The organism is Haloarcula salina, assembly GCF_010119195.1.
GTDB classification, from domain to species: domain Archaea; phylum Halobacteriota; class Halobacteria; order Halobacteriales; family Haloarculaceae; genus Haloarcula; species Haloarcula salina.
In genome coordinates, this window is sequence record NZ_WRXL01000002.1 from 300,143 (window position 1) to 323,738 (window position 23,596).

A 23,596-nucleotide genomic window follows, 5' to 3' on the forward strand; every position below is an offset into this window, starting at 1 on the left:
TGATCGCTTTCGGATTGGGGACCGTCTCACAGCCAGAAGACATATCCCGAACACCGCTCGTTCCCCAGCTATGAGTGACACACAGCGGCGAAGCTACGCCGTCGGTGCAGTTGCCGGCGTCGCGGCGTTCGCTCTCGCGTACGTCCTCGTCTACGCCCTCAGCATCTCGGTGGTCCGGGACGCGCTGTTGACCGAGGTCGCCGAGGCGTTCGGCGACGAGCGGGCGGCCTGGAAGATCGTCGGCTGGGTGCTGTTCAACGCCCAGTTCGTGACGACGACGATCACCGTCGACGTTCCGTTCATCGGCGGCACGTCGGCGGTCAACTTCATCGCCGAGAACGACTCGCTGTCGCCGGCCCTGTACGCGATTCCGCCCGCGCTGTTGACGGCCGCTGGCGTCGCGACGGCCCGACTCGACGGCGCTACAGATCTCGGGCGTGCGGTCCGCGTCGGCCCTGCGGTCGCGCTCGGCTATCTCCCGCTGTCGGTCCTCGGTGCGGTCCTGTTCACCGTCACTGCGGGCGAGGCCGGACAGGGCGCGCCGACCCTGCTGACCGCGGTCGTCGTCGCCGGCCTCCTCTACCCGGTCGTCTTCGGGACCGTCGGGGCCGCGCTCGCGACGGCGCTGGACGGCTCGTAGCGCGCGAGCGCCGCGGAGGTTTATGTGGGAAGCCGCGGCAAGCCCGGGACAGCCGTGACACCGTCCCGACGCACCGTCCGACTCGCCCGCGACCGCCGCGGCGTCACGCCCGTCGTCGGCGTGGCGCTCATGGTCTCGATCACAGTCCTCCTGGCGGCGGTGGTCGGCGGATACGCGATGAGCGCCGCGGCTGACGCGGGCCGGCCGATCCCGACCGTCGCTCGCTCGACGGGGAGCTTCGAGACCGGCCCCTCCGGCGGCTGTGGCGACAACACGATTCTGGTCCGCCACGAGGGCGGCGAGCGGATCGCGCCCGAAGACATCGAGGTCGCAGTTCGGCTCCCTGACGCCGACGCCGAGGCGCGGCTGGTCGACCTCCCTGTATCCGGGACCGCCCTCGGCCCGTCCGCCGTCTCTGATCCCGACAATATCGTCTACGACTACTGCGTCGGCGGCGTCATCGCCGACGGCGGTCGGCCGTGGACGGCGGGTCGCGCCATCGCGTTCCAGGTGAACGCCGGTGGAGGGACGGTCGCGCCCGGCGACCGAATCGAGGTGTCTGTCGTCCACGAGCCCTCCGGCGGAATCCTCGCGGCGGTCACCATCACCGCTCGCCCTGAGTGACCACCGTTCCGACACCCTTTTATTCGAGACACGCCACCGTGTGAACTAATGGCAGGGGGAGCGCGCGACGATCTCGCGGAAAAGATGGCGGGCGAGGTAGCGCTGAGCGACGAACCGGGCGCGACCCTCCGGAAGTGGCGAACGGACTTCGACGTGGCCCAGACGGAACTCGCCGAGGAACTCGACGTGTCGCCGTCCGTCGTGTCCGACTACGAGAGCGGCCGACGGGACAACCCCGGCATCGGCGTCGTCAGGCGACTCGTCGTCGCGCTGCTCGATATCGACGAGAATCGGGGCGGCGACCACATCCGCCAGCACGCCCGCGTCCTCTCGGCCGGCTTCGACAGCGACGTGGTCCACGACCTCAGGGAGTACTCGGCCAACGTCCCGGTGGAGCGCGTCTACGACGCCACCGACGCCGAGGAACTGTTCCGGGGCAGTCAGGACACCGTCGCCGGCCACACCGTCATCAACTCCATCGCGGCCATCACGCGGCTCTCCTCCGACGAGTTCTACCAGCTGTACGGCCAGTCGACCAACCGCGCCCTCGTGTTCACGAACGTGACCCGGGGGGAGTCTCCGCTCGTGGCACTCAGGGTCGTCTCCCCGACGCCCAACGCGGTCATCCTCCACGGCCTGAACGACGACGCCGTCTGGGAGCACGCCGAGGACCTCGCGCGCATCGACGACTTCTCACTGGCGATCACCGACATGGATCTCGACTCCCTCCTCGGGGGCCTGCGGACCCTCCCCTAGCGCCCCCAGTACGCTCTCGGCGGCGCGAAGCCGTCGTCGAGGTCCCGCTTCGTCTCGTTGCCCAGGTACTCGCCGCCGGTTCCGAGCCAGCCCGATCCCGGATGGGACTGCCCGCCGACCAGCCCCGCGGTGTTGTGCAGCAGTTCGTGCGTCGTCACCGCCACTCGAAAGGTCACCGAGCCGTTGTAGGCCGGGACGCGCTCGGCGTCGACGATCGAGACGAACCCGGGCCGGTCTCCGTAGCCCGCGAGCGAGTCGCCGGCGACCGTCCCCACCGCGACGAGGTGGTACCGACAGCGGCCCGCGCCCATCGTCTCGCGGGTGTAGTACCGATCTCGGACGGGCTGGAGGTCGTTCGCGATCGCGATGGGCGACTCCATCCGTCCGCCGTCGGGAACCCTGTCGACGAAGTGGAGCGCGATCCCCGTCTCGCCGCCGGGGTTCGAGACGGGCATCTCGTCCCAGACGCGGCGCAGTTGCGCCTTCTCCGTCGCGGTGAACCGCTCGGCCCCGGCCGCGTAGATCGGTTGCACGTAGACGTCCTTGCGGTCCGGGTCGGCGTCCGGGAGCGGTGCGCCGTCCGGCGTCGACTCGTTTCGCTCCCAGGCGTCCGGCAACCGGTCGCCGTCGCTGTCGACGCCGGTCGGCCGCGAACACCGACCGGTCGCGTTCGAGAGGCTCGCCGGCGCGACCGTGTCTCCTTCGACCGCCGCGCCGATCGACGAGGACATCCCCGCGCGCTGGACGTCGCTCGCGACGCCGGTCGCGCCCGCGTCGCTGTCCCACATCGAACCGGTCCCGCCGAGCACAAGCAACATCGACCCGAAACAGACCGCAAGCAGAACCACGCTCCCGACCGCGAACACGGCCTTCGGCGACGACGGGCCGCCGGGTGCGAGACGAGCGCCGAGTCTGAACAGTCGGTAGCCGAGCGTCGCTGCGAGCCACAGCACGGCACCGGCCGTGACGAGCCCGAGTACCGCGCCGCCGACCAGCAGGGCCTCGCGCGGGAGGCGTCCGATCGCGTCGACGAGCGCGCCCACCGAGAGCGACGGCGGGGCGACTACACCGAGTCGGAGTGTGCCGGCGTACGCTCCTCCGGCGAGGACAAGCACGGCGAGAAGCGCCCGTCTGACCATACGGCCACTTGTCGGAAAATTCGGCTTAAGCGTTGCGTGCGCGCTATCAATCGCGAGAGTCTAGCGGGACGGCGTCGACCGTTGGTCGCTCGGTGATTCCTCGCTGCTCACGGGTCACTACGTTCCCCGTTCGCGTTCGAGGGCCGCGCTACGCGCGCCCCTCGCTACTCCACGTACCGATACTTCCGCTCACCCATCCGGCCCCAGCCGTCGAAGACGAACTCCTGCTCGGGCGGGGTGAACTCCTCCACGTCGGCGTCGGTGTCGTGGTTGTGCACGTCGTGGATCTGCTCGTACTCCTCGAAGGTGATGTCGTGGCGGTTCCGGATCTGGGTGTCCACGTCCAGCGCCGCGATCTCCTCCTCCCAGCCAGGGACGATCGTCTCGGCGTGGACCTCGGCCTGCGCGCCGGAGCCGTAGGAGGCGACCAACAGCCTGGCATCGTCGAGGTCGAGTCCGTTTTCACGGGCGTGCTTGAGGCCGGCGGCGCGGGCGATGTGGACGGAGCCGGTGTACCAGTTCCCGACCTCGCGGGAGATTTCGAGCGTCGGCTCGATGGCGTCGGCGTACCAGTCCTTGTAGCGCTCCGTCTCTGTCAGGTCGTCGGTGTACTCCTTGATTGCGGCGTGGAACTCGTCGTCGGTCTCGAACTCCTCGCGCACCGGCTGGTGGCCAATCTCCTCGGCGAGCAGGTCCTCCACGTCGGTCCCGCGGACGATGTGTCGGTAGCCCAGGGCGGCTGCCTTCCGGACCATGCCGGGGAAGGGCGTGTGGAAGGGGATCATCTCGTAGTCGCCCGGGTGGATGTCGCCGGCCACCTCTGCGAAGTCGTCGAGCGCCTCCCGCATGCGGGCGAGGTAGACGTTCACCGAGCGCTTGCCGTCGACCGACGGAAACTGCTGGTTCGGTTTGAGGAAGTCCGTCTCGTCGGCGCTCCCGAAGCCCTGCTCGGCGGAGAGTTCGACCAGGCTCGGGTCCTCGTCGACGAGCATGGCGACCGCGCCGGCTCCCTGCGTGGCCTCGCCGGGGTCGTCGCGGGCGTACAGCGCCGTGTCGGTGGCGATGACGAGCGCGGCGCGGCCGCGGTTTCGGCCCGCGCGGATCCAGTTGTATGCGTCGTCTAGGCTCTGGGTTCCGGCGATGCAGGCGAACTTCCGCTCGCCCTTGTTGGCGTGGTGGAAGTCCTCGTCGAACACCTGTTCGAGACAGCCGGCGACGTACGTCGACACCGGCTTGGAGTTGTCGAAGGCGCTCTCGGTCGCCACGTCGATTCGACCGATGTCGTCGGGCGTCAGCCCCTTGCGCTCCATCAGGCGGTACGCGGCGTTCGACGCCATCGTGACGATGTCCTCGTAGACGTCGGGGAACGACGAGGCGCGCAGTCCCAGCCCCTTCGTGTACTTCCCCGGATCGTCGCCCTGGGCCGGCGCGAACGTCTCGGCGAGGTCGAGTTTGAGCTTCCCGGTCCGGATTTCCATGGCGTCGATACCGACTGCAGTCATACACGCACGAACAATGCGATTGTATATGGGTTTGTCGACTCTAGCATCGACAGCTGTCTAATACCGTGGTCGACAGCGTGGAAACCCGACAGTCGCTATCCACTCTCTGTCCCGGCTAACTCCGTGCTGAACGAGAAATCGACGATACACTCGCCCTCGACGGCGTCGTACGGTTCGTCCGGTGACGGTATGGCGCGCGACCAGGCCGTGTTGTTGACCACCAGTCGGTACGCGCCCGGCGAGACGGTGACCCGATTCTCCGCGATGTTGGTCTCGTGGAACTTCGACACCTCCACCAGGTGTCGCGCGCGGTACTCGCGCTGGAAGGCCTGGTACTCCTCCTCGGTAAACAGGAGCACGTCGACCGGCGGTCCACGGCGGACGATCATGTCGTAGGTCAGCGCGAACTGCTCGGTCGACTCGACCCCGTAGTCCTGGTACGTGTCTTCTTCGAGCCGGAACGTGGCCTCCATCGACCGCCTGTCCGTCTTTGGCTCCGGCGTCTCCGTCTCGACCTGAATCCGTGCGGGACTGTCCGTCGTCCCGTCCGCCGGGGCTGAGGCGGACGGCTGGGGCGTCGCGGTGTCGGCGGCCGCAGGCGGACTGTCAGCGGGCGTCGAAACCTCGGCGCGTTCGGGCGTTGCGGGCGACTGCGACGCCGTCGCCTCGGGGACCGGCGTCGTGTCTGATTCCTGTCGTGAACGCGTTCCGAGACAGCCGGCAGAGAACGCGGCGAGCAGCGCCACCCCGAATCCGCGGCGCGACAGGTCGTTCATATCTCAGGACACTCACCGACCGTTAAGATGTTTACGGGCGTGTTTTCGTCGCTGGTAATCGGCGGGCCGATTTCGTCCAAACATATTTGTGGAGTGAAAGCCGACCCTACGGTACTCGTATCAGCCTCCAAATACATGTTCTCGAATCGTCATCTCTCGGGGCGGGACACACTTCACACATGAACAGGTGGCTCCTTACGCTCGGGTTCGTGGTGTTGGCGGCGGTGAGCGCCCCCCTGGTCGTCGGTTCGGTCGCGGACGGACCGACGGCGGCCGACAGCGCGGACTCGGCGAAGACCGCGCCGCTGTCAACCACGGGCGCGCCGCCGTCGACGCCGAAAGCGGCCGATGCGGCGGTGGCAACAGCGGCCGGTGGCGACGCCGACGAGGGGGCTGCGGGGACCCATCGCGCGCTCTCGACGCCGACAGCGGCTTCACAGACGGCACCCGACTCCGGTATCGACGAGGCCCGCTTCGAAGCCCACCTCGTCGCGGCGATCAACGACCGTCGGGGCGACCCGCTCGCCGACGACGCCGTCGACGCGTCTCTCGCCACCGACACGAAGACCGGGCGAACGCTCTCGTCCCTCGCCCGCAACCACAGCGAACGGATGGCCGCGCAGGGGCACGCCTCGCCTATCGCCGGCGGCATGGACACCCGGGACCGCTACGCGGCCGCCGGCCTGGCCGAGCGGTGCCGGCCGCGCCACGGGACGAACGCGTACTTCAGGCCGGTGACCGACCTCGAACTGGTCACGAGCGTCGACCCCAACGGCGCGAACGCGACCCGGACCGCGGACGCCGTCGCCGACTACTGGTTCGACCTGTCCGGGCCGCGCGATACGCTGTACATGCAAAACGTGAACCACGTCGGCGTGGGCGCGGCGACCGCCGACGGCGTCGTCTACGTCACCGTCGTGCTCTGCTAAGTTCGGGGACGGCGCGACCGGGTTACGGAACGTCCTTTCGAATGGTGTCCGCGTTCCCCGCGGGATCGACGACCCGGAGCGACACCGTCGTACCGGACGACACTTTTTCGCTCTGTAGGGTCTGGCCCGTCTCGTCGTCGAAGAGTCCGTCTCCGTCTAAGTCCCACTCGTAGTCCAGACTGTCTCCCTGTGGGTCGCTGGACGAACCGGCGTCGAAGTCCCACTTGTCGTTCGACTGCGGTCCGTCGGAGGAGATCGTGAACTCGGCGTTCGGTCGCTGACTCTCGCTCGCACCGCCGGGGGTGACCGTGAACATCTTCGAGCCCGTGCCGCCGCTCGCCCGCTCGTAGGTCACCGTTATCGTGACGCTCTCGCCGCTCATGTCCGTCCGGCTCCCGAACCGTTCGAACTCGAACAGGTGGAACGTCGCACTCGACGTGTCTGACATCACCGGGTTCTGGCCGTTCAGGTCGCCGTCGTCGTCGACGTCCACCGTCCGCGGGATATCGGCTCCGCCGCCGAAGTCAGTGTGGCCGTCGGTGTCCGCTTCGATGTACAGTTCGTTCCGCTGGGGAGCCGGGGGAAGGTAGTTGCTGACCGTGTCGCTGAGGTAGTCGATGTCGTCGTCTACGGGATCGATCGCGACCGTCGTGATCTCGATGCTCTCGCCGACTTCGTTGGTGACGGTAAACCGGACCCCGCTCTCGGTCGAGCCGTCGCTCGCGACCGCGACCGCGTCCTCGTTGTAGATGAGGCCGCTGTTTCCGGAGCCGCCGTCGGACCCGCCGCCGCCATCGGTGACCGACACGTCCATCGACACGTTTTCGGGGGTCGACCCGTCGAACGTGCCGTCGAGACCTTGGATACTGAAGTTCAACTGGTTCGTCCCGAGCGGCGTGGAGTCGCTGGTCTGGTACTCGAAGGTGACCCGACCGTCGCCGTTGATCGTCGCTTCGTTCCGGTCGAGGCTCCCGCCACTTCCGCCGTCGACACCTCCTTCAACCGTGATGCTCTCCCTGACAGTCGGATTGTTGTACGCGTCCCGGACCTCCAGAACGAGTTCGGTCGTCTCGCCGCGTGAGACCGTCTTCCCGTCCCCCTCGATGTCCGTGAGATACGCGACTGGCTCTGACGTTCGCCGGTTCCCGACACCGACTTTCGTCATCTGTAGCTGGTACGTCTCGCCGGGGTCAAGCTTCACGAGCACCGTGTGGTAGCCCGGCGGTGCGGGCGTCGGCGCGTCTTCGACCGCGGTGACCTTCGACTGGGTGGTCTCCAGGAACTCCCACTGTGCCGGAGCGCGTCTGGTGACGAGCAGGAGCGTGATCGGCGAGTCGTCGTCGGGGGCGTCGATCTGGACCTCGCGCGTGGAGCTACTGATCGGCCGCACGTCGACCGACACGCTCCCGGACGAGGCGCGGTCGAGCGAGCCGTTGAGCGTGACGAGTGAGATCTGCGTTCCGTCCACGAGCGACTGGTTCGCCATCGTGAGCTGTGCGGTCCGGAAATCGTTGTACAGCATCGTCTGGTCGTACACCGTCTGTGGCGGCGTCGTATAGACGTTGTACGACGGGTCGTACACGATGCTCCCCGTCGAGTAGACGCGACCCTGTCCTGGCTGAGTCGTGACGTTCCAGAAGTCGCCCGTCTCGCCGGTCACCGTCGCGTTTCGGACCGTCAGATTGACCGCGTCGGTCGCCGTGCCGTTCGTTCGGAGCGACCCGGACGGCGGACCGGGGTTCACCGCGACCGCGCGACTCGGGTAGTTCGTCCCGAGCGTCACCGACACCGCGGTCAGCGATCCGCCACCGGACTGCGAGACGACGGCGTTTCGAAGGTCCTGGAGCTGGAACTGCACCTGCTGATTGTGGTTGAACTCCACCTCGCGGTTCTGTTCCGGGACGACGAACGCCTGATACGAGGAAAAAGCGAGTATCAGCACGGCGAACAGCAACACGGCCCCGATCTGGACCGACTGGCCGCGCTCGTCGCCCGTGAAATCCATGCCGTCAGTTGCGGAGTCGGTGATAAAAAGCTGACTGCGCAATTATCAGCTTTCGTCTTCCTCTTCGACGACCTCGGGGTCGCTCATCGCGGTCTGCAGGCTGTCGAGTCCGTTGACCCACTCCGAGACCAGCCCGTACTCCAGTTCCTCGGCGACCTCCATCGGGAGGTCCTCGCCGTCGATTATCTGTGTCCCGGCCTGCACGCAGTAGCCGAGTGCGGCGTCTAAGTCCTCTTCTGCCTCGGCGTCGGCCGCGGCCTCGATGTAGTCGGCGACGGTGGCGTCGGCCGCGACGCCCTCCGCGACGTACTCCTCGGCGGCGTAGAACACGCACAGCAGCGAGGTCTGGACGCCGTCGATCAGCATCAGCGTCTCCTCGTCGTCGATATCGATGTCGTCGAGGACGATGCTTCGGACCCCCGCCAGCTCGTCGAGGGTCGTCTCCTCGTCGAGCGTGTCGTCCTCGTAGTCGGTGATGATCTTCGCGACCGCGATGGCGGCGTCGTCCTGCAGGTTCAACAGGAGGCGCGCGGAGTCCTCGTCTTCAGGGTCGACGTCTTCCTCGTCGATGCGGTCGAGCCAGTTCTGCCAGCGTTCCTCGGTGTAATACTCCCCCGGCGGAGTGCTCATACCACTCCGTTCGTCCCGTTGGGGATAGTAGTTTCGACCGGCGTTCCACGGTCACTGTGTCGTCTGAACCGCGAACCGGCAACTCACGGCGACGGACGGCCGATCCCGGACCTTCGGTCCGCTGGGACGCACCTCTCGACCGCCCGGAATCAGAACAACAGCGCCGGAACGGTGTTCCGAAAGATGTTGAGCGAGATCACGAACAGCAGGGCGACGACGAATCGGTTGAACCGCCGTTCGTCGATCTCGATGCGACGGAGGTACGTCCCGAGGAGGAGGCCGACGATCGTCACGACCGCGATGACCGAGCCGAGCCAGAGTCGATAGGGCGTCAGGAGGTCGGTAAACAGGGCCATCTGGACGATTCTGACGGTGAATATCGCACCGAGAACCATCGAGAGGCCGCCGATGTACCGTTCGGTGTCGCGCTCGAAGGTATGGAAGTAGGCCGGAAGCAGCGGACCGAGGTTGGCGACGGCCAGCAGGAACCCTTCGAGGAAGCCGGCCGTGCTCACTGCGATGGGGTTGTGCGTGCGATCGACGGTCACGAAGTCCTGTACGAGCTGGAAGACGACGTACCCGAGTATCACGAGCCCGATCAGGAAGGGGACGATCGGCCCGGTGCTGAACTCCGCGAGGAAGACGACGCCGAGGACCGAGCCGACGATTGCCATGAGGAGCAGGACCCACTCCTCGCGGACGAACGCCAGTCCGGTGTCGGTCTCGCCGATCTGGAACATGTTGAGCATCCACGGCGGAATCGCCAGCACGGCGACGGCGACCGTCGGGTCGATCACCGAGGCGAATATCGGGGTCGTGATGAGCGCGTACCCGAACCCGAGCATCCCCTTGACGACGCCGGCGACGATGGCCACGAGGACGAACGCCGCGAGCAGTCCGAGCGACAGGTCGGACCGGAGTCCCGTGCTCAGATCGTCGAACCCGGGGAAAAAGACGACCGAGCCGACGACGACGGCCAGGGTCGCGACGGCCATCATCACTTCGCGATACCGGAACTCGACGAGATTCGAAGCGAACTGTTCGACGTCGATGTGGGACTCTGATGAACTCATGACTCTGCGCTGTGGGGCCCGCGGCGGGCCCGCGCTCGCCGGAGCCTAGCGACCGGGCCCTAACCCTCCGGCTATCGCGGAGAGATCGACAGCAACTCGCGTCGAACCGCGACGAGCGAACCGGCGATACGCGGGTCCGATAGCGCCTGGGATCGGGAATTCGGCCAGATCTATCCGTCATAGATTCGGGCAATATTCTCATCGACGTGCGCCGAGACACGGGGCAACCGCTCTGCCGCCCGCCCGGTTCGCCGAGCGACGCCCGTGGCTTTATGGCGTCAGAGGATGTTATGTCACCACATGGCACAGCGTCAGTCGACCCGTCGCTACGGCGACCCCACCGATCCGGTCACGGCCGCGGCGCTGGCGGAGCGTGTCGGACTCGCGCTGGTCGCCGTGACGCTCCCGCTCGCGCTCGTCGCGTTCACGGGTCTGGCCATGCAGGCGGCGTCGCCGTCGGCCGCGCTGACGACGGCAGCGGCTGCCATGCAGGGGCCAGTGCTGGCGGGGCGCGGGCTCACGGTGCTGTTCCACGCCGGCGCGCTCGGGACACTCCTCGGCTGTTGGCTTCTCGGCCTGGGACTGCTCCTGGACGGTCTCTACGACTGAGCGTCGCCGTCGGATCGCATCGTGGCGCTGAGTTCCAGTTCCTCGTCGAGCAGCGCGCCCTCGCGGTTCGAGAGGGTCCGCTGGGGGAAGGGAATCGTGATCCCCTCGTCGTCGAAGGCGTCTTTGATGCCTCGAACCACCGCTGAGACTGCTCGCCACTTCCGGGGCGGCGTGGGATGGTCGATCCAGAAGCGACACTCCATGACGACGGCGGAGTCGCCGAAGGACTTCGGAACCACGTCGGGGGCCGGCGACTCGACGACGTGTTCGATGTCCGCCATCGCTTCGAGAGCGAGGTCCATCGCTCGGTCCACGTCCGCGTCGTAGTCGACGCCGACGTCGATTGTGAGCCGGAGAAGTCCCTTCCGACTACGGTTCGTGACGGCCCGGTCGCCGACCCTGTCGTTGGGGATGATGATGAACTCCCCGTCGAAGTTCTCGAGCCGCGTGTTGAATATGGTGATGTCGGTGACGATGCCCTCGTTGTCGCCGATCTGCACCCAGTCGCCGATCGTGAAGGGCCGCGAGAACATCAGCACGAACCCGGCGATGAGCGACCCGAGCGTCTGCCGGGCCGCGAAACCGACGACGATGCCGAGAAAGCCCGCCCCGACCAGCAGTCCGCTGAGGTTGATCCCCCACAACGTGAGTGCGCTGGCCACGACGGTGACGAACAGCGCTACCTGTCCCACCCGGAGGATGATCTCCTCCTGGTGTTCGGTGATACGGTCAGAGCCGTCGCCGAGCTGTGACACCGCCTTCTTGAGCTGCTCGGAGGCCGCGAAGCTCAACAGGAGCAGCAGTAGCGTCAGCCCGGCCTTGAACAGGTCCGGCACGGCCGAGGAGACGATGTCGACCATCGCGATGGCCCACTCGAACAGCCCCCAGACGATCAACAGCGCGAAGACAGAGCCCAGCAGGACGGTCACTTGCCCGAGGCGGAGGACCACACCCGAGAACGAGGTCGGCATGTAGTCGCCGACGATGTCCACCGTCTCGCCGACCTGCCCGGTCATGTAGCGCGAGGTCAGCGCTCGGCGGAGCTGGCGAATCGCCAGCGGAAGAACGAGGATCGCAACGAGCGCCGTCACCACGAGGACGCCCGCGCTGACCACGAGCCGTCCCTCGGTCGAGGTCAGCTGCTCCAGAATCGTCCTGGCCTGCTGGACGACCGCCTCGGACTGCTGCATAGGCTACACACGCAGGTGGGTGGACTTGGGTGTTTGCCTTCGATAGCGAAGAACTGTTCTGCTCGATCCGCCGGCGTCTCCCGTCAGACCCCGCGGCCCTGGAGCTTCTCTTCCTCGGGGAGGTCGGCGTTCGCGTCGCCTTTCATGCCGCTGCCGATGTCCTTGCTGATCTCGGCGAGCGCCTCGGGGTCGTCCCAGTTGTTGACGGCCTCGACGACGGCGGTGCCCATCGTTTCGGGGTCCTCCGCGCCGAAGATGCCGCTGCCGACGAAGATGCCGTCACAGCCGTGGTGCATCATCAGCGCCGCGTCGGCCGGCGTGGCGATGCCGCCGGCGGCGAAGTTCACGACGGGGAGGCGGCCCATCTCGGCGGTCTCGTGGACGAGTTCGGCGGGGGCTTCGTTCTCGCGGGCCCACTTCTCGCGCTCCTCGTAGCTCGCGCCTTCGAGCTCGCGGATCGAGCCCTTGATGTTGCGCTGGTGGTGAACGGCCTGGTTCACGTCGCCCGTACCGGCCTCGCCCTTCGTACGGATCATCGCCGCGCCCTCGTCGATGCGTCGCAGCGCCTCGCCGAGGTTGCGCGCGCCGCAGACGAACGGCGCGGTGAACTCACGCTTGTCGATGTGGTAGCGATCGTCGGCGGGGGTGAGCACCTCGCTCTCGTCGATCATGTCGACGCCCGTGGCTTCCAGAATCTGGGCCTCTTTGGTGTGGCCGATGCGGGACTTGCCCATCACGGGGATCGACACCTCGTCGATGATCTCCTCGACCTCGGCCGGGTCGGCCATCCGGGCCACGCCGCCGCGCTTGCGGATGTCGGCCGGAACGGCCTCCAGCGACATCACCGCGACCGCGCCCACGTCCTCGGCGATGCGGGCCTGCTCGCGGGTGACGACGTCCATGATGACGCCCCCCTTCTGCATCTTCGCGAAGCCGCGCTTGACGAGGTCAGTACCGCGGCGGAGGTCCTCCAGATCGGTAGCTTCAGCCATTATCTGCGGGTTAGAACTGGATTTACTTAACGCGTGTCCTTCCGCCGGCGGGCCCGGTCACGGCGACTCGCCGAGGCGCGCACCGAGCGTCCGAGCGGCTGAGACCACTACCGTTTTCATCGCCTCTCCCCACTGCCTCGACATGGCTACTGACGAGGGCGTCGGTGGGCGCATCGACGCGGCCGTCGCCCGGCTGTTCGGACGCGAACCGCCCGATGCCGAGGGGCTACCGCGCTACGTCGCGCCACTGCCGGAGTGGCTGGAGAACGTCGGGCTGCGGCTGGCCTGGCCCGTCGCCCTCGTCAACCTCGTCGGGACGCTGTTCGGTTTCTGGTACTACGCCGGCCGACCGCTTGAGGCCGCGCCGCCGCTCGTCGAGGGACAGCTCGGCGCGGCGCCAATCGCCGCCTATCCGCTGATTCCCGACTCGCCCGCGGCGACGATGTTCATCGGGCTCTCGCTGGTCGCCTGGCGGCTCGACTGGGACGCACAGTGGCTCCACATGCTCGGCTTCTTCGGCTGCATCAAGCTGGGCCTGTGGACGCCGTTCGTCCAGCTCGTCCTCAACGGCCCCGGCGGCATCGCCCCGTGGCTCTACTGGTTCCTGATCCTGAGCCATCTCGCGATGGCGCTTGAGGCGTTTCTCATCCACCGCTATGCGACCTTTTCCGTCCCGGCCGTCGCCGTCGCCCTGTTCTGGTACGGCCTCAACGACGTGGTCGACTACTTCGTGCCCGTGCTCGGCGGGCCACACCACACCTGGCTGCGCGCCGAGCCGCTCGTCGCCGCCGGGCAGTTCGACCACACGGTCCTCGCTCACGACCTCGCCGCCGGGTGGGCCGTCGTGCTGACGCTCCTCGCGACGTTCTTCGCGCTCGCGACACGCGTCGAGAAAGTGAAGCGTCGGTCGTGAGCGTCCGTCGCGGCTCGGTCGGTTCTCGGTTCGCACTCCGCCGTCACGTCAGGTCGTGAACCCCTCGTCGGCGTCGCGCTCGTCGAGGACCCACTCCAGTTCCTCGATGGCGCGCAGTATCGCGACCTCGGCCTCGTCCTCCAGCTCCGTCGACGGCGGGTCGTGGCTGTCGTACTCGTCTCGGAGCGCCTCGATGCGGTCCCGGATGGTCTCCTCCGTTCGCATGGTGGAATCGACCACGCCGCGCGCCTTGATGGTACTGGTGGCGGTCATCGAGGGACCGACGAGGGCGACGAGACTCGCCCCGGTCCTCGACCCGCTTTACCGACCGCTCGCTTCGGGGTCGCCGTGTCCACAGCCCGCGAGACGGGCGACCAGAAGATTATTCCGGCGACGTTTCGGACGCCCTGGTGTGCCCTCCATCCACCACGCTGTACGGTTGCAGCCGCAACGCGCCGAACGCAGTCTTCACGGAACCAGGCGGAGTGATTCGAATGCCTGAGATCACGGGATTTTCGATCAACGGTCCGGAGACGCTCCGCGGGGCGGTACTCCTGGTGCTCGTCGGCCTGCTGGTGACCGGATACGGAGCCTACGACTACGCCCAGCAGTCGGACGCCCTCACGAACGCCGTCGAAGTCGACGGCGAACTCGTCGAGAAGGGCGTCGAAACCAGTTCCGGCGGGCGACGGTCCGGTGTCAGCCACCGGCCGACGGTCCGATACACGTACGAGTACGACGGGACCGCCTACACGAGCACGAACGTCTTCCCAGCGAACATCGCCCCGACGTACGATACGGAGGACGCGGCCCGGTCGGTCCTGGACGGGTACGAGACCGGGACCACCGTGACGGTGTACGTGCCACCCGGCGACCCCGACGACGCCTATCTGAAGCACCAGGAATCGAACGCGCCGCTGTTCGCCGTCGGTATCGGCCTGTTCTTCGTCATCTTCAGCGGCGTCTCCGCGGTGAGACACCTGTGAGCGAGAAATCGCCGCTCTCGTGACTGCCAACCGGGTCGGCTTTCGAACGCCGGCCGGGCTTACCGAACGACGACGACGGCGCTCTCGGTCTCGGTCATCTCGCCCTCGCCGGAGTAGGTGCGGGTCTCCTCGACGGCGAACATCTCGTCGGTGAGCGCGACGCCGGCGACGCGGAGTTCGTCGCCGTCGATCTCGTAGTCGCCGTCCTCGATGGCGGCGTCGATCGCGCCGACCTCGTTCCCGAACTCGGGGCCGACCAGCGAGTAATCGAGGTCGATGCCGCTGACCTCGGTGGTGATCTCCGGCGCTTCGTCGTGGGCCTCCAGCGTCGCGACGTGCATGGCCTCGGCGATCGCGTCCTCGAACCCGGCGACGTGGCCGTACACCTCGACGTGGTCGAGGTCGGCGTTCAGCGGCAGGCCGTTCTCGGTCTTGTACCGGCGGAGCGCGGAGACGACCTCCATCGCCGTCTCGCCTGCTTCGAGGTCGGCGTCGTAGCCGCCCGCGGTCGGCCAGTCGGTCGTGTGGACCGACCCGTCCTCGTTGTAGACGCGCTCCCACAGTTCCTCGGTGATGTGGGGCAGGAACGGCGCGAACAGCTGCAAGAAGGTCCGGTGGGCTTGCAGGAGCGTGAACTCGGTCGAGGCGTCTCCTCCATTTGAAAGTCGCTGCTTGGCGATTTCGAGGTAGTCGTCACAGAACGTGTTCCAGAAGAACGAGCGGAGTTCGTTCCGGGCCTTCGAGAACTCGTACTCCTCGAACTTTGTTGTGACCGACTCGACGGTCGCGTCCAGTTCGGCCAGCAACCACTCGTCGACCGCGGCCAAATCCGCTGGCTCGTCGGGCTGACTTGCGGGCGTGAGCTGGTCGACCAGCCGCGAGGCGTTCCAGAGCTTCTGAAGCAGGCGCTCGCCGGCCTCCAGGTCGCCCTCCTTGTACGGGAAGTCGTCCCCGATGGACGTGCCGGCGGCCCAGTAGCGGGCGGCGTCGACCGGGAACTGCTCCAGCACCTCGCTGGGCGGGATGACGTTGCCCTTGGACTTCGACATCGCCTCGCGGTTCTCGTCCAGCACCATCCCGTTGATCATCACGTTCTCGAAGGGGACCTCGCCGGTGTGCTCGTAGCACTTGACGACGGTGTGGAACAGCCAGAACGAGATGATGTCGTGGCCCTGCGGGCGCAGGTCGAAGGGGTACAGCTCGGGGTTGTCCCAGGCGAACTCTCCCGCGTCGTCGTCCCAGTCCCAGCCGGCGTTCACGAGGGGGGTCAGCGACGACGTTGCCCACGTGTCGAAGACGTCCTCCTCGGGCGTCAGCGAGTCGTGGCCGCACTCGGGACAGCTATCCACCGGCGGGTCGTCCGACAGCGGGTCGACGGGGAGCCGGTCGCGCTCGGCCAGCACCGGCTCGCCGCAGTCGTCGCAGTACCACACCGGGATCGGGATGCCGGAGTCGCGCTGGCGCGAGATGCACCAGTCCCACTCCAGGCCCTCGATCCAGTGCTCGTACCGGGTGACCATCTTCTCGGGGAACCAGTTCATCTGGCGGCCCGCCTCGATGTACTCCTCCTTCTTGTCGAGCAGTTCGATGTACCACTGCTCGGTGACGAGGTACTCGACCTCCTCCTCGCAGCGCTCGTGGACCTGGACGGTGTGGTCGTGGTCGCGGCTCTCCAGCAGCGCCCCCTCCTCGTCCAAGTCCTCGATGATGGCCTCGCGGGCCTCGGTGGTGTGCATCCCCGCGTAGTCGCCGGCGAGGTCGGTCATCGTCGCGGACTCGTCGATGGCGAGGCGGAGCGGCAGGTCGTGGGCCTGGTACCACTCGATGTCGTTCTGGTCGCCGAACGTACAGCACATCACGATGCCGCTGCCGGTCTCCATGTCGACGCGCTCGTCGGCGATGATGGGGACCTCCTGCTCGAAGATGGGGACGCGTGCCGTCCCGCCCACGAGGTGCTGATTGTCGTCGTCCTCGGGGTGGACGAAGACGGCGACGCACGCGGGGAGCAGTTCCGGCCGGGTGGTCGAGATGGTGAACGTCGCGCCGTCGTCTGCGGGACCCTCGCCCGTCTCCACGAGGTCGAAGGCGATGTCGTTGAACAGCGTCGACTTGTCCTTGTCCTCCTGTTCGACCTGCGAGATGGCCGTCTCGCAGTCGGGACACCAGATGGTCGGCGCGCGCTGGCGGTACTCGCGGCCCTTCTCGTAGAGGTCGAGGAAGGACAGCTGGGAGACGCGCTGGACGTTCGGCGCGATGGTCTTGTAGGTGTTGTCCCAGTCGACGGAGATGGCGAGCGACTGCACGTCCTGCGTGAACTCGTCTTCGTACTCCGTGCAGACGTCGCGGCACTTCTCCTGGAACTCACGGCGGGTGAAGTCCTGGTGGCGGATGCCGAGTTCGCGCTCGGTCAGACGCTCCGAGGCGATGCCGTTGTCGTCGTAGCCGAAGGGGAAGTAGACGGTGTCGTCGGCCATCCGGTGGTAGCGGGCGACGAAGTCCTGCAGGGTGAACTGATAGAGGTGGCCCATGTGGAGGTTCCCGGACACCGTCGGCGGCGGCGTGTCGATGGTGAAGCGGGTGTCGGCGTCCTCGTCGTAGGCGTAGGTCCCGTCGGCGACCCAGCGCTCTTGCCACTCGGGCTCTACCTCGCGGGGGTCGTACTCCCCGTCGAGGGCGTCGGTTTGCTGGTCTGCGGTCGATTCCTCCTGCGGTGGGTCCTGTGTGTCACTCATGTTCGAACGGTGGGCGTAGCGCCCGGATAGCGGTGGACTGCGGCGCGGTTGTCAGCGGTGCGTGCGTCGAGTGGTGGGGGTGGTGTGGGGCGTGGGAACCCCTACACCGACCGGAGCGAGAACCAGCGTCTGCGAGAGTCGACGCACCATCTGGTCAGTACTCGGCCGAGGGCGGGATTAACGACTTCGGTTTTCGGCGGCGAGTCACGCCTTCGGTCTCGGCCCGCGCACCGACTCAGATCAGGTCAGGTCCGGTTCGCGACGCTCGCGGTCCTCGGCGCTGTGTGCCCGCACCCACAGCTCGCCGATGCGCGAGAGCGTCGTCCGGTAGGACTTGCCGTGTTCCTCCTGCTCGATGTAGCCCTTCCCGCCGGGGCCGAGGCGGTCGACGTTGTAGATGACCTTCGAGCGGAAGGAGTCGGTGTACTCCTCGCCCATGTCGCGGGCCAGCTCCTGGGCCAGTTCGGAGACGGACTCGAACTCGCCGTGCTCGCCCAGCGTGAACAGGATGACCTCCTCGAAGGGCTTGACGTTCGAGAAGGAGGCCACGGGCAGTTCGACGATGTGCGAGCCGTCGATCTCCTTCGCGCCGATGGTGGTCCCGCGCTCGTCGAACTCGTCGAGGAGGTCGCGGGCGGTTTCGAGGCGCTCGTCGACGCGCTCGGAGACGTTCTCGCCGGTCTGTAAGTCCTCCAGCATCGCGGTCTGCTTGCGAAGTTCCTCGGCGAGCTCGGTCTCCAGGTACTTCTCGGGGACCGTGTAGTAGGTGTGGATGCGCTCGCGGTCCCCCTCGCGCTCGACCATGATAGAGTGGGCCGCGGTGGCGAAGGCAAAGGAGACCGTCCGGGGCATCGCCGAGACGTTGACCCACACCTCGTTGCCCGCGTCGAGCTCGGCGTTGATGAGCTCGAAGGCCTGCTCGAAGGCCTCGTCGTAGTCGTACACGTCGTCGACCACGAACTGCTCCGTCTCGGCCCCCAGTAGGTTCCGGTAGTCCTTCTCCAGTTTCTTCGCGAGGTTGCGCGAGTACTCGACGTTGGCCTCGCTCCCGACCGCGCCCTCCAGCAGGATGACGCGGTCCACGTCGAGTTGCTCGCGCACGAGCGGCGCGATGAGCCGGTCGTAATCGAAGCCGACCGGGACGATGTGGGTCTGCATACCTGACACGGAGGCGCGGCGGTAATAAAAAGCACCAGACTCGCCGCGGCCGGTCGGCGCGACGGATCTCGCGCCGACGCGGGACTTACTCGCAGCTCTCGTGGACGGTCGCGCCCGCGTCGTTGGGGCCGCGTCGCTGGCCGGGAACGATGGGCTCGTCACAGACGGCACAGGTCAGCGCTCCGTTCGAGCGGGCGTTGACGGACTGCGCGTCGGTGTCGTCGGCAGTCGTGAAGTCCACGTCGACTTCGGTCGCGTCGTCGTCGGTCTCGTCGATCTCGAAGGGGTCGTCCTCGTCGTCCCCGGCGGTGGTGTCGACGCCGAGAGACTCGTTGACGCCGCAGTAGCCGGTCGTCGCGTTGAAGCCGAGGCCGAGCGCGCCGACGCCCGCGAGGAGGCCGCGCTTGCGCTTGCCGCTCTTGAGCCAGCGGACGGAGACGATCGTCAGGACGACTGCCAGTGCCGCTCGGAGCAGGCGGTCGCGCCCGCCGACGTTTTCCTTGGAGTCCATACCCCCACTATTGGGCCGGATGCTTTTGTAGGTTTACATGTCGGCACGGCGGCGACCGCCGTCGAGCGGTTCGGCAGGTCTGTGGTTCATATCGCTCAATCGCTCTCGACCCCGGAGACGGCGTAGGCCGTGCGGTTCTCCGTGGCGGCCGGCGAGGTGACCAGCGAGACGGCGACCGTCAGCACGAGACCGACGAGGATACCGACGACGCCCGGCGTCCAGCCGAGATACGCCGTCGGCAGGGCCACCTCGACGCCGACCAGCCCCGCGAGCGTCGACACGATCGGGAACACGTGCAGGGTGTAGAACGCCTGGCTGCCGAGGACGCCGGCGTACATCCCCGAGCGGGTGGTGCCCCGCCAGTACAGCGCCAGCGCGACGGGGACGGTCAGTTGGGCGAACCCGCTGAAAGCGGTGTCACCGATCTGGACGAGCGTCCCCGGCGTGTAGAGGCTCGCGACGAACGACAGCGTCGCGAAGACGACCACGCCCACGCGGGCGACGAGCGCCTCGCGGCGGTCGGTCCGCTCGTCGCTGGCGTCGCCCCGGCCCGTCAGCGGTCGGTAGAGGTCGCGGGTGAGGTACGACGACCCCGAGAGGAGCATCGAGTCGCTGGAGGACATCATCGCGGCCATCGCGCCGGCGATGACCAGGGCGGTGAACCACGTCGGGGTGTACTCGCCCAGCAGCGCCGGAATGACGTTGCCGCCCTCCGGCACCGCGACGCCGAGGCCGGCCGCCCACGCGCCGAGCATGAACGCGGGGACGAACAGGAGGAGGACGAGGACGGGCCACAGCGCGAAGGTCCGCTTGAGGACGCGCTTGGAGCCGGCGGCGAAGAACCGCTGATTGATCTGCGGGAACATCGTCACGCCGAAGGCGATGCTCACCGCCGTCGAGACGACGTACTGCGGCGTGTAGAGGCCCCCGCCGAGCGCGACGAACGCCGGCTTCTCGTTCGCGAGCAGGTCGGTCGCCGCGCCCGCGCCACCGACGGCCGAGAGCACCCACGCGACGGCGACCCAGACGAGCGAGAGCATGAACAGGCCCTGGAGCGTGTCGGTCCAGGCGACGCCGCGCATCCCCGAGAGCGCGACGTAGAGGATCATGAACAGCGTGATACCGCCCGCGCCGACCCAGAACGGGACCGCGCCGTCCGTGAGGCCGACGATGGCCTGGCCTGCGCCCTTCTGCTGGAGCATCACGTACGGGAACAGCCAGAACAGGCTCACCGCGGCCACGACGACCCGGAGCGCGGTCGACCCGAAGCGGTCGCCAAGCATCTCCCCGAGCGTGACGTAGCCGTGGCGCTTACCGACGAGCCACTGCTTGTACCCCAGCACGTACCAGAGGACGGCGAAGATGATGCCGTCCATCAGCCCCATGACGAGGATCCACTCGGGGCCGGCGCTGTAGGCGATGTTGGGGCCGCCGAAGAAGGTGAAGGCCGACAGCAGCGTGGCGAAGGTGGTGAACAGGAGGACGACGGTCCCGAGCGTCCGGCTCGCGAGGTAGTAGTCCTCGGCGGTGCGCTCGGTCAGCCGGTACGCGACCGCGCCCACGGCGAGCGCGAGGACCATGTACGCCCCGACGATGCCCAGTTGGAGCGCGGTGTCAGCCACGGCGGCCAACCCCCTCGACGCCGACGCCCCAGTCCGTCCGCGCGAAGACGGCGAAGACGACGCTCGCCAGCGCCATCCAGCCGACGTGCCACCACAGCCACAGCGGCAGACCGAACGCGAGACGTGCGCTGTCCCACAGGAACCACGGCACGGCCAGTGCCATCAGCACGAGTGCGACGACGGCCCACCCGACGACTCGAGCGCGACTCATAGTTGCTCATGCTAGTCACTACCGGTATTAATCGGTGACGATTCTTCACGGAGCTTCTCTGAAGAAATATGTTCTTCAATAGACGCGCGTGCCGGGTTCCACGTCGCGCTCGGGCGTCAGGTGGACGACGCCCTCGTCGCTGTCGACGCCGGTGACCAGGCACTCGCTCTCGAAGCCGGCGACCGAGACGGTCCCGAGGTTGACGACGGCGACGACCTGTGACCCGAGGAGGTCGTCGGGCTCGTACACGTCGGTCAGCCCGGCGGCGGACTGGCGGGTCTCGTCGCCGAAGTCGACGGTGAGCTTGTAGACGTCCTTGCGGGCCTCCGGGAACCGCTCCACGTCGACGATTTCGCCGACGCGCATCTCGACGTCTTCGAGGAACCGTGCGGGGTCGATCGTCGATTCGGTGAATCCCATATCCGCGGCTTATCCGTCCAGTTATTTCACTGCGGCGCTCTCAGACGAGGTATGCAGACCGCCATTCAGCTCTGGACGCTCCGGACGCTCCGCGAACCGCTTTCGGCGGTCCTCGACCGCGTCGCGGCCGCCGGCTACGACGCCGTTGAGTTCGCGGGCGTCGGCGACCCCGGCGCGAGCAGGCGCGCGCTGGACGACGCGGGTCTCGGCGTCGTCGGCGCGCACGTCGGTATCGACGCCCTGCAGTCCGAGCAGAGCGCCGTCGCGCGACAGCTCGACGCGCTCGAAGTCCCCTTCGTCGTCGTCCCGTACCTCGACGTCGACCACTTCGCCGACGCGGACGCCGTCGCCGCGACGGCCACGATGCTCGACACGCTCGACGCCACGTACGACCGGCCGCTGCTCTATCACAACCACGACCACGAGTTCGCCGCGCTCGACGGGGAGACCGCCTACGACCGCCTCATCGACGAGACCTCCGTGGGCTTCGAACTGGACGCCGGGTGGGCGCGCGCGGCCGGTCGCGACCCCGTCGACCTGCTCGACCGCCTCGACGGGCGAGCGCCCGTCGTCCACCTGAAGGACGTGACCGCCGAGGGGGAACCGACCGCGCTCGGCGACGGCGTCCTCGAACTCGAGGCCGTCGTCGCCGCGGCCCGCGAAGCGGGGACCGAGTGGCTCGTCTTCGAGCACGACGAACCCGACGACCCGGAGGCGGCGATCACCAACGGGATAGACGGGCTGCGAGCGCTGCTCTCGTAACCGGCCCGGGCGCTCGCTCTGAGCCGGGTGCGCAAGGTTATTCTGCGGTACTGACCAACATCAGCGTAGTGACAGCAGTCCGTCGCGCCGCGACGGGCTGGGAACTGGGACAATCATGCAAGACACGGCGAAATATCTGATACACGCCGACATCACAGCCGCGGGGGTCGTCGAGCGAAGCGACGTCGTCGGCGCGGTGTTCGGCCAGACGGAGGGACTGCTCGGCGACGAACTGGATCTGCGGGACCTGCAGGACTCGAAGAAGGTGGGTCGTATCGACGTGGAGATCCGCTCCGAGGGCGGCCAGTCCTTCGGCGAGATCACCGTCGCGAGCGGGCTGGACAAGGTCGAGACGGCCATCCTCGCCGCGGCGCTGGAGACCATCGACCAGGTGGGGCCCTGTCGCGCCGAGATCCAGGTCTCGGAGATCGAGGACGTCCGCAGCGCCAAGCGCCGCGAGGTCGTCGAGCGCGCCACGGAACTGCTCAACGCCTTCGAGGAGCAGTCCGTGCGGACCGAGGACATCGTCGAGACGGTCCGCCAGCAGGTCCGAGTCGCCGACATCACCGACTACGAGGGCCTCCCTGCCGGCCCCCGGGTCATGGACTCCGACGCCATCGTCGTCGTCGAGGGGCGCTCCGACGTGCTCCAGTTGCTCAAGTACGGTATCAAGAACGCCGTCGCCGTCGAGGGCACCGACGTGCCGGCGGCCATCGCGGACCTGACGGCGGACCGGACCGTCACCTCGTTCCTCGACGGCGACCGCGGCGGCGACCTCATCCTCAAGGAACTCGCCCAGGTCGGCGACGTGGACTACGTGGCCGTCGCGCCCGACGGGAAGTCCGTCGAGGACCTCTCCCGGAGCGAGGTGATGACCGCCCTGCGCGATAAGGTCCCGTACGACGTCGTGGCCGACGCGGAGACGCTCGACGCAGTTCGCGAGGAGTCCTCGCGCGCGGACGAGTCGACGACTGCCGACGGCGGGGCGGTCGGAACTGCGGTGTCGCCCGCGGCGTCGACCGGCGAACGTGCCGATTCGGCCGCCGCACCCGACGAGCGCGTCGACTCGGACGCCGCTCCCGCGAGCGACGCGGCCGACCCATCTGCGGACGACGCGGTGTCGGTGATCTCGCTCGCGGACCACATCGAGGCGGTCGTGAGCGGGGGCAGCGGAACGGTCCGACTGCTCGACGAGAACGCCGAACCGCTCGCGGAGGGCGACGCCGACGACGCGGTCTCGCTCGTCGAGAGCGCCGAGACGGTCCCGCGGACCGTCGTCGTCGACGGAACGTGCACGCAGAAACTGCTCGACGTCGCCGCACAGCGCGGCGTCGGCGTGGTCGTCGCGGCGGATCACGGCGAGTACGTCAAACAGCCGACCGCCGTCCAGGTCCGCATCGCCGGCGAATAGTTCCC

At 67.6% G+C, this 23,596-nt stretch carries 24 protein-coding genes; 9 read left to right on the forward strand and 15 right to left on the reverse strand.

The genetic code is table 11. The features are described 5' to 3' along the window. Positions 1-70: 70 nt before the first annotated feature. The 3 genes from GM656_RS06485 to GM656_RS06495 are packed head-to-tail and all read left to right on the forward strand — an operon-like array spanning position 71 to position 2,020. A complete protein-coding gene (locus GM656_RS06485; protein ID WP_162412853.1) occupies positions 71-640 on the forward strand; it encodes a hypothetical protein in 570 nt (189 codons plus the stop codon). A gap of 54 nt (positions 641-694) precedes the next feature. Beyond that, complete coding sequence (locus GM656_RS06490) at positions 695-1,264, forward strand: type IV pilin (RefSeq protein WP_241692714.1); 570 nt, start codon at positions 695-697, stop codon at positions 1,262-1,264. A 48-nt stretch (positions 1,265-1,312) separates the two neighbouring features. Continuing rightward, a complete protein-coding gene (locus tag GM656_RS06495; protein WP_162412854.1) occupies positions 1,313-2,020 on the forward strand; it encodes a helix-turn-helix domain-containing protein in 708 nt (235 codons plus the stop codon). Here GM656_RS06495 and GM656_RS06500 read toward each other — a convergent pair. The 3 genes from GM656_RS06500 to GM656_RS06510 all read right to left on the reverse strand — a co-directional run bounded on the left by GM656_RS06500 (position 2,017) and on the right by GM656_RS06510 (position 5,437). Next, complete coding sequence (locus GM656_RS06500; protein WP_162412855.1) at positions 2,017-3,159, reverse strand: hypothetical protein; 1,143 nt, start codon at positions 3,157-3,159, stop codon at positions 2,017-2,019. The two genes, GM656_RS06495 and GM656_RS06500, sit on opposite strands and share 4 nt — an antisense overlap. A gap of 164 nt (positions 3,160-3,323) precedes the next feature. Next, complete coding sequence (gene hmgB, locus GM656_RS06505; protein ID WP_162412856.1) at positions 3,324-4,661, reverse strand: hydroxymethylglutaryl-CoA synthase; 1,338 nt, start codon at positions 4,659-4,661, stop codon at positions 3,324-3,326. 95 nt (positions 4,662-4,756) lie between these two features. Further along, a complete protein-coding gene (locus tag GM656_RS06510) occupies positions 4,757-5,437 on the reverse strand; it encodes a hypothetical protein (RefSeq protein WP_162412857.1) in 681 nt (226 codons plus the stop codon). Positions 5,438-5,616: 179 nt separating this feature from the next. On the opposite strand from GM656_RS06510, the gene GM656_RS06515 reads away from it, so the two are divergent. Next, positions 5,617-6,366: a CAP domain-containing protein gene (locus GM656_RS06515; protein ID WP_162412858.1), complete on the forward strand. Its 750-nt coding sequence runs from the start codon at positions 5,617-5,619 to the stop codon at positions 6,364-6,366. A 22-nt stretch (positions 6,367-6,388) separates the two neighbouring features. On the opposite strand, the gene GM656_RS06520 is transcribed toward GM656_RS06515, so the two are convergent. The 3 genes from GM656_RS06520 to GM656_RS06530 all read right to left on the reverse strand — a co-directional run bounded on the left by GM656_RS06520 (position 6,389) and on the right by GM656_RS06530 (position 10,074). Beyond that, the gene (locus GM656_RS06520) at positions 6,389-8,371 is read right to left on the reverse strand and encodes a hypothetical protein (RefSeq protein ID WP_162412859.1); all 1,983 of its coding nucleotides are present in this window, start codon (positions 8,369-8,371) and stop codon (positions 6,389-6,391) included. Between the two features lie 45 nt (positions 8,372-8,416). Beyond that, the gene (locus GM656_RS06525) at positions 8,417-9,001 is read right to left on the reverse strand and encodes a DUF2150 family protein (protein WP_162412860.1); all 585 of its coding nucleotides are present in this window, start codon (positions 8,999-9,001) and stop codon (positions 8,417-8,419) included. A 149-nt stretch (positions 9,002-9,150) separates the two neighbouring features. Beyond that, positions 9,151-10,074 carry a sulfite exporter TauE/SafE family protein gene (locus GM656_RS06530; RefSeq protein ID WP_162412861.1) on the reverse strand — a complete coding sequence of 308 codons (924 nt, stop codon included), beginning with the start codon at positions 10,072-10,074 and terminating at the stop codon, positions 9,151-9,153. A gap of 300 nt (positions 10,075-10,374) precedes the next feature. Between GM656_RS06530 and GM656_RS06535 the strand changes: the two genes are divergently transcribed. Further along, positions 10,375-10,683 carry a hypothetical protein gene (locus tag GM656_RS06535; protein ID WP_162412862.1) on the forward strand — a complete coding sequence of 103 codons (309 nt, stop codon included), beginning with the start codon at positions 10,375-10,377 and terminating at the stop codon, positions 10,681-10,683. Here the strand turns inward: GM656_RS06535 and GM656_RS06540 are convergent. Both GM656_RS06540 and pdxS read right to left on the reverse strand, forming a co-directional pair. Next, positions 10,674-11,873 (reverse strand): mechanosensitive ion channel family protein, encoded by a 1,200-nt coding sequence (locus tag GM656_RS06540; protein WP_162412863.1) that lies wholly within the window; start codon positions 11,871-11,873, stop codon positions 10,674-10,676. The two genes, GM656_RS06535 and GM656_RS06540, sit on opposite strands and share 10 nt — an antisense overlap. 83 nt (positions 11,874-11,956) lie before the next feature. After that, complete coding sequence (pdxS, locus tag GM656_RS06545) at positions 11,957-12,865, reverse strand: pyridoxal 5'-phosphate synthase lyase subunit PdxS (protein WP_162412864.1); 909 nt, start codon at positions 12,863-12,865, stop codon at positions 11,957-11,959. 142 nt (positions 12,866-13,007) lie between these two features. On the opposite strand from pdxS, the gene GM656_RS06550 reads away from it, so the two are divergent. Further along, on the forward strand, positions 13,008-13,778 hold the full coding sequence (locus GM656_RS06550) for a DUF1405 domain-containing protein (protein ID WP_162412865.1): 771 nt from the start codon (positions 13,008-13,010) through the stop codon (positions 13,776-13,778). A gap of 48 nt (positions 13,779-13,826) precedes the next feature. On the opposite strand, the gene GM656_RS06555 is transcribed toward GM656_RS06550, so the two are convergent. Continuing rightward, entirely contained in the window at positions 13,827-14,051 is a 225-nt protein-coding gene (locus tag GM656_RS06555; protein WP_162412562.1) for a hypothetical protein, read from the reverse strand. Between the two features lie 221 nt (positions 14,052-14,272). Here GM656_RS06555 and GM656_RS06560 point away from each other — a divergent pair, with 221 nt between their 5' ends. Then, on the forward strand, positions 14,273-14,764 hold the full coding sequence (locus tag GM656_RS06560; protein ID WP_162412866.1) for a DUF3592 domain-containing protein: 492 nt from the start codon (positions 14,273-14,275) through the stop codon (positions 14,762-14,764). Between the two features lie 59 nt (positions 14,765-14,823). On the opposite strand, the gene GM656_RS06565 is transcribed toward GM656_RS06560, so the two are convergent. The 6 genes from GM656_RS06565 to GM656_RS06590 all read right to left on the reverse strand — a co-directional run bounded on the left by GM656_RS06565 (position 14,824) and on the right by GM656_RS06590 (position 21,418). Next, positions 14,824-17,496, reverse strand: coding sequence for a valine--tRNA ligase (locus GM656_RS06565; protein ID WP_162412867.1), 2,673 nt, complete (start codon positions 17,494-17,496; stop codon positions 14,824-14,826). Between the two features lie 240 nt (positions 17,497-17,736). Further along, positions 17,737-18,654, reverse strand: coding sequence for an HFX_2341 family transcriptional regulator (locus tag GM656_RS06570; RefSeq protein WP_162412868.1), 918 nt, complete (start codon positions 18,652-18,654; stop codon positions 17,737-17,739). Positions 18,655-18,739: 85 nt separating this feature from the next. After that, on the reverse strand, positions 18,740-19,165 hold the full coding sequence (locus GM656_RS06575; RefSeq protein ID WP_162412869.1) for a YgaP family membrane protein: 426 nt from the start codon (positions 19,163-19,165) through the stop codon (positions 18,740-18,742). Positions 19,166-19,260: 95 nt separating this feature from the next. Continuing rightward, the gene (locus tag GM656_RS06580) at positions 19,261-20,787 is read right to left on the reverse strand and encodes a sodium:solute symporter family protein (RefSeq protein ID WP_162412870.1); all 1,527 of its coding nucleotides are present in this window, start codon (positions 20,785-20,787) and stop codon (positions 19,261-19,263) included. Next, positions 20,780-20,998, reverse strand: coding sequence for a DUF3311 domain-containing protein (locus GM656_RS06585; RefSeq protein ID WP_162412871.1), 219 nt, complete (start codon positions 20,996-20,998; stop codon positions 20,780-20,782). The genes GM656_RS06580 and GM656_RS06585 overlap by 8 nt, the downstream gene beginning before the upstream one ends. A 75-nt stretch (positions 20,999-21,073) precedes the next feature. Then, positions 21,074-21,418: a tRNA-binding protein gene (locus tag GM656_RS06590; RefSeq protein WP_162412872.1), complete on the reverse strand. Its 345-nt coding sequence runs from the start codon at positions 21,416-21,418 to the stop codon at positions 21,074-21,076. Positions 21,419-21,469: 51 nt separating this feature from the next. On the opposite strand from GM656_RS06590, the gene GM656_RS06595 reads away from it, so the two are divergent. Together GM656_RS06595 and dnaG are read left to right on the forward strand one after the other, a co-directional pair. Further along, positions 21,470-22,180 (forward strand): sugar phosphate isomerase/epimerase family protein, encoded by a 711-nt coding sequence (locus tag GM656_RS06595; RefSeq protein ID WP_162412873.1) that lies wholly within the window; start codon positions 21,470-21,472, stop codon positions 22,178-22,180. 115 nt (positions 22,181-22,295) lie between these two features. Then, complete coding sequence (gene dnaG, locus GM656_RS06600) at positions 22,296-23,591, forward strand: DNA primase DnaG (RefSeq protein ID WP_162412874.1); 1,296 nt, start codon at positions 22,296-22,298, stop codon at positions 23,589-23,591. Positions 23,592-23,596 lie beyond the last annotated feature (5 nt).

What these genes read in the sequence shown, in the direction of transcription:
- GM656_RS06485 (WP_162412853.1), top strand. Translation starts at nt 71, where the DNA reads ATGAGTGACACACAGCGGCGAAGCTACGCCGTCGGTGCAGTTGCCGGC.
- GM656_RS06495 (WP_162412854.1), top strand. Translation starts at nt 1,313, where the DNA reads ATGGCAGGGGGAGCGCGCGACGATCTCGCGGAAAAGATGGCGGGCGAG.
- GM656_RS06500 (WP_162412855.1), bottom strand. Translation starts at nt 3,159, where the DNA reads ATGGTCAGACGGGCGCTTCTCGCCGTGCTTGTCCTCGCCGGAGGAGCG.
- hmgB (WP_162412856.1), bottom strand. Translation starts at nt 4,661, where the DNA reads ATGACTGCAGTCGGTATCGACGCCATGGAAATCCGGACCGGGAAGCTC.
- GM656_RS06510 (WP_162412857.1), bottom strand. Translation starts at nt 5,437, where the DNA reads ATGAACGACCTGTCGCGCCGCGGATTCGGGGTGGCGCTGCTCGCCGCG.
- GM656_RS06515 (WP_162412858.1), top strand. Translation starts at nt 5,617, where the DNA reads ATGAACAGGTGGCTCCTTACGCTCGGGTTCGTGGTGTTGGCGGCGGTG.
- GM656_RS06520 (WP_162412859.1), bottom strand. Translation starts at nt 8,371, where the DNA reads ATGGATTTCACGGGCGACGAGCGCGGCCAGTCGGTCCAGATCGGGGCC.
- GM656_RS06525 (WP_162412860.1), bottom strand. Translation starts at nt 9,001, where the DNA reads ATGAGCACTCCGCCGGGGGAGTATTACACCGAGGAACGCTGGCAGAAC.
- GM656_RS06530 (WP_162412861.1), bottom strand. Translation starts at nt 10,074, where the DNA reads ATGAGTTCATCAGAGTCCCACATCGACGTCGAACAGTTCGCTTCGAAT.
- GM656_RS06535 (WP_162412862.1), top strand. Translation starts at nt 10,375, where the DNA reads ATGGCACAGCGTCAGTCGACCCGTCGCTACGGCGACCCCACCGATCCG.
- GM656_RS06540 (WP_162412863.1), bottom strand. Translation starts at nt 11,873, where the DNA reads ATGCAGCAGTCCGAGGCGGTCGTCCAGCAGGCCAGGACGATTCTGGAG.
- pdxS (WP_162412864.1), bottom strand. Translation starts at nt 12,865, where the DNA reads ATGGCTGAAGCTACCGATCTGGAGGACCTCCGCCGCGGTACTGACCTC.
- GM656_RS06550 (WP_162412865.1), top strand. Translation starts at nt 13,008, where the DNA reads ATGGCTACTGACGAGGGCGTCGGTGGGCGCATCGACGCGGCCGTCGCC.
- GM656_RS06555 (WP_162412562.1), bottom strand. Translation starts at nt 14,051, where the DNA reads ATGACCGCCACCAGTACCATCAAGGCGCGCGGCGTGGTCGATTCCACC.
- GM656_RS06560 (WP_162412866.1), top strand. Translation starts at nt 14,273, where the DNA reads ATGCCTGAGATCACGGGATTTTCGATCAACGGTCCGGAGACGCTCCGC.
- GM656_RS06565 (WP_162412867.1), bottom strand. Translation starts at nt 17,496, where the DNA reads ATGAGTGACACACAGGACCCACCGCAGGAGGAATCGACCGCAGACCAG.
- GM656_RS06570 (WP_162412868.1), bottom strand. Translation starts at nt 18,654, where the DNA reads ATGCAGACCCACATCGTCCCGGTCGGCTTCGATTACGACCGGCTCATC.
- GM656_RS06575 (WP_162412869.1), bottom strand. Translation starts at nt 19,165, where the DNA reads ATGGACTCCAAGGAAAACGTCGGCGGGCGCGACCGCCTGCTCCGAGCG.
- GM656_RS06585 (WP_162412871.1), bottom strand. Translation starts at nt 20,998, where the DNA reads ATGAGTCGCGCTCGAGTCGTCGGGTGGGCCGTCGTCGCACTCGTGCTG.
- GM656_RS06590 (WP_162412872.1), bottom strand. Translation starts at nt 21,418, where the DNA reads ATGGGATTCACCGAATCGACGATCGACCCCGCACGGTTCCTCGAAGAC.
- GM656_RS06595 (WP_162412873.1), top strand. Translation starts at nt 21,470, where the DNA reads ATGCAGACCGCCATTCAGCTCTGGACGCTCCGGACGCTCCGCGAACCG.
- dnaG (WP_162412874.1), top strand. Translation starts at nt 22,296, where the DNA reads ATGCAAGACACGGCGAAATATCTGATACACGCCGACATCACAGCCGCG.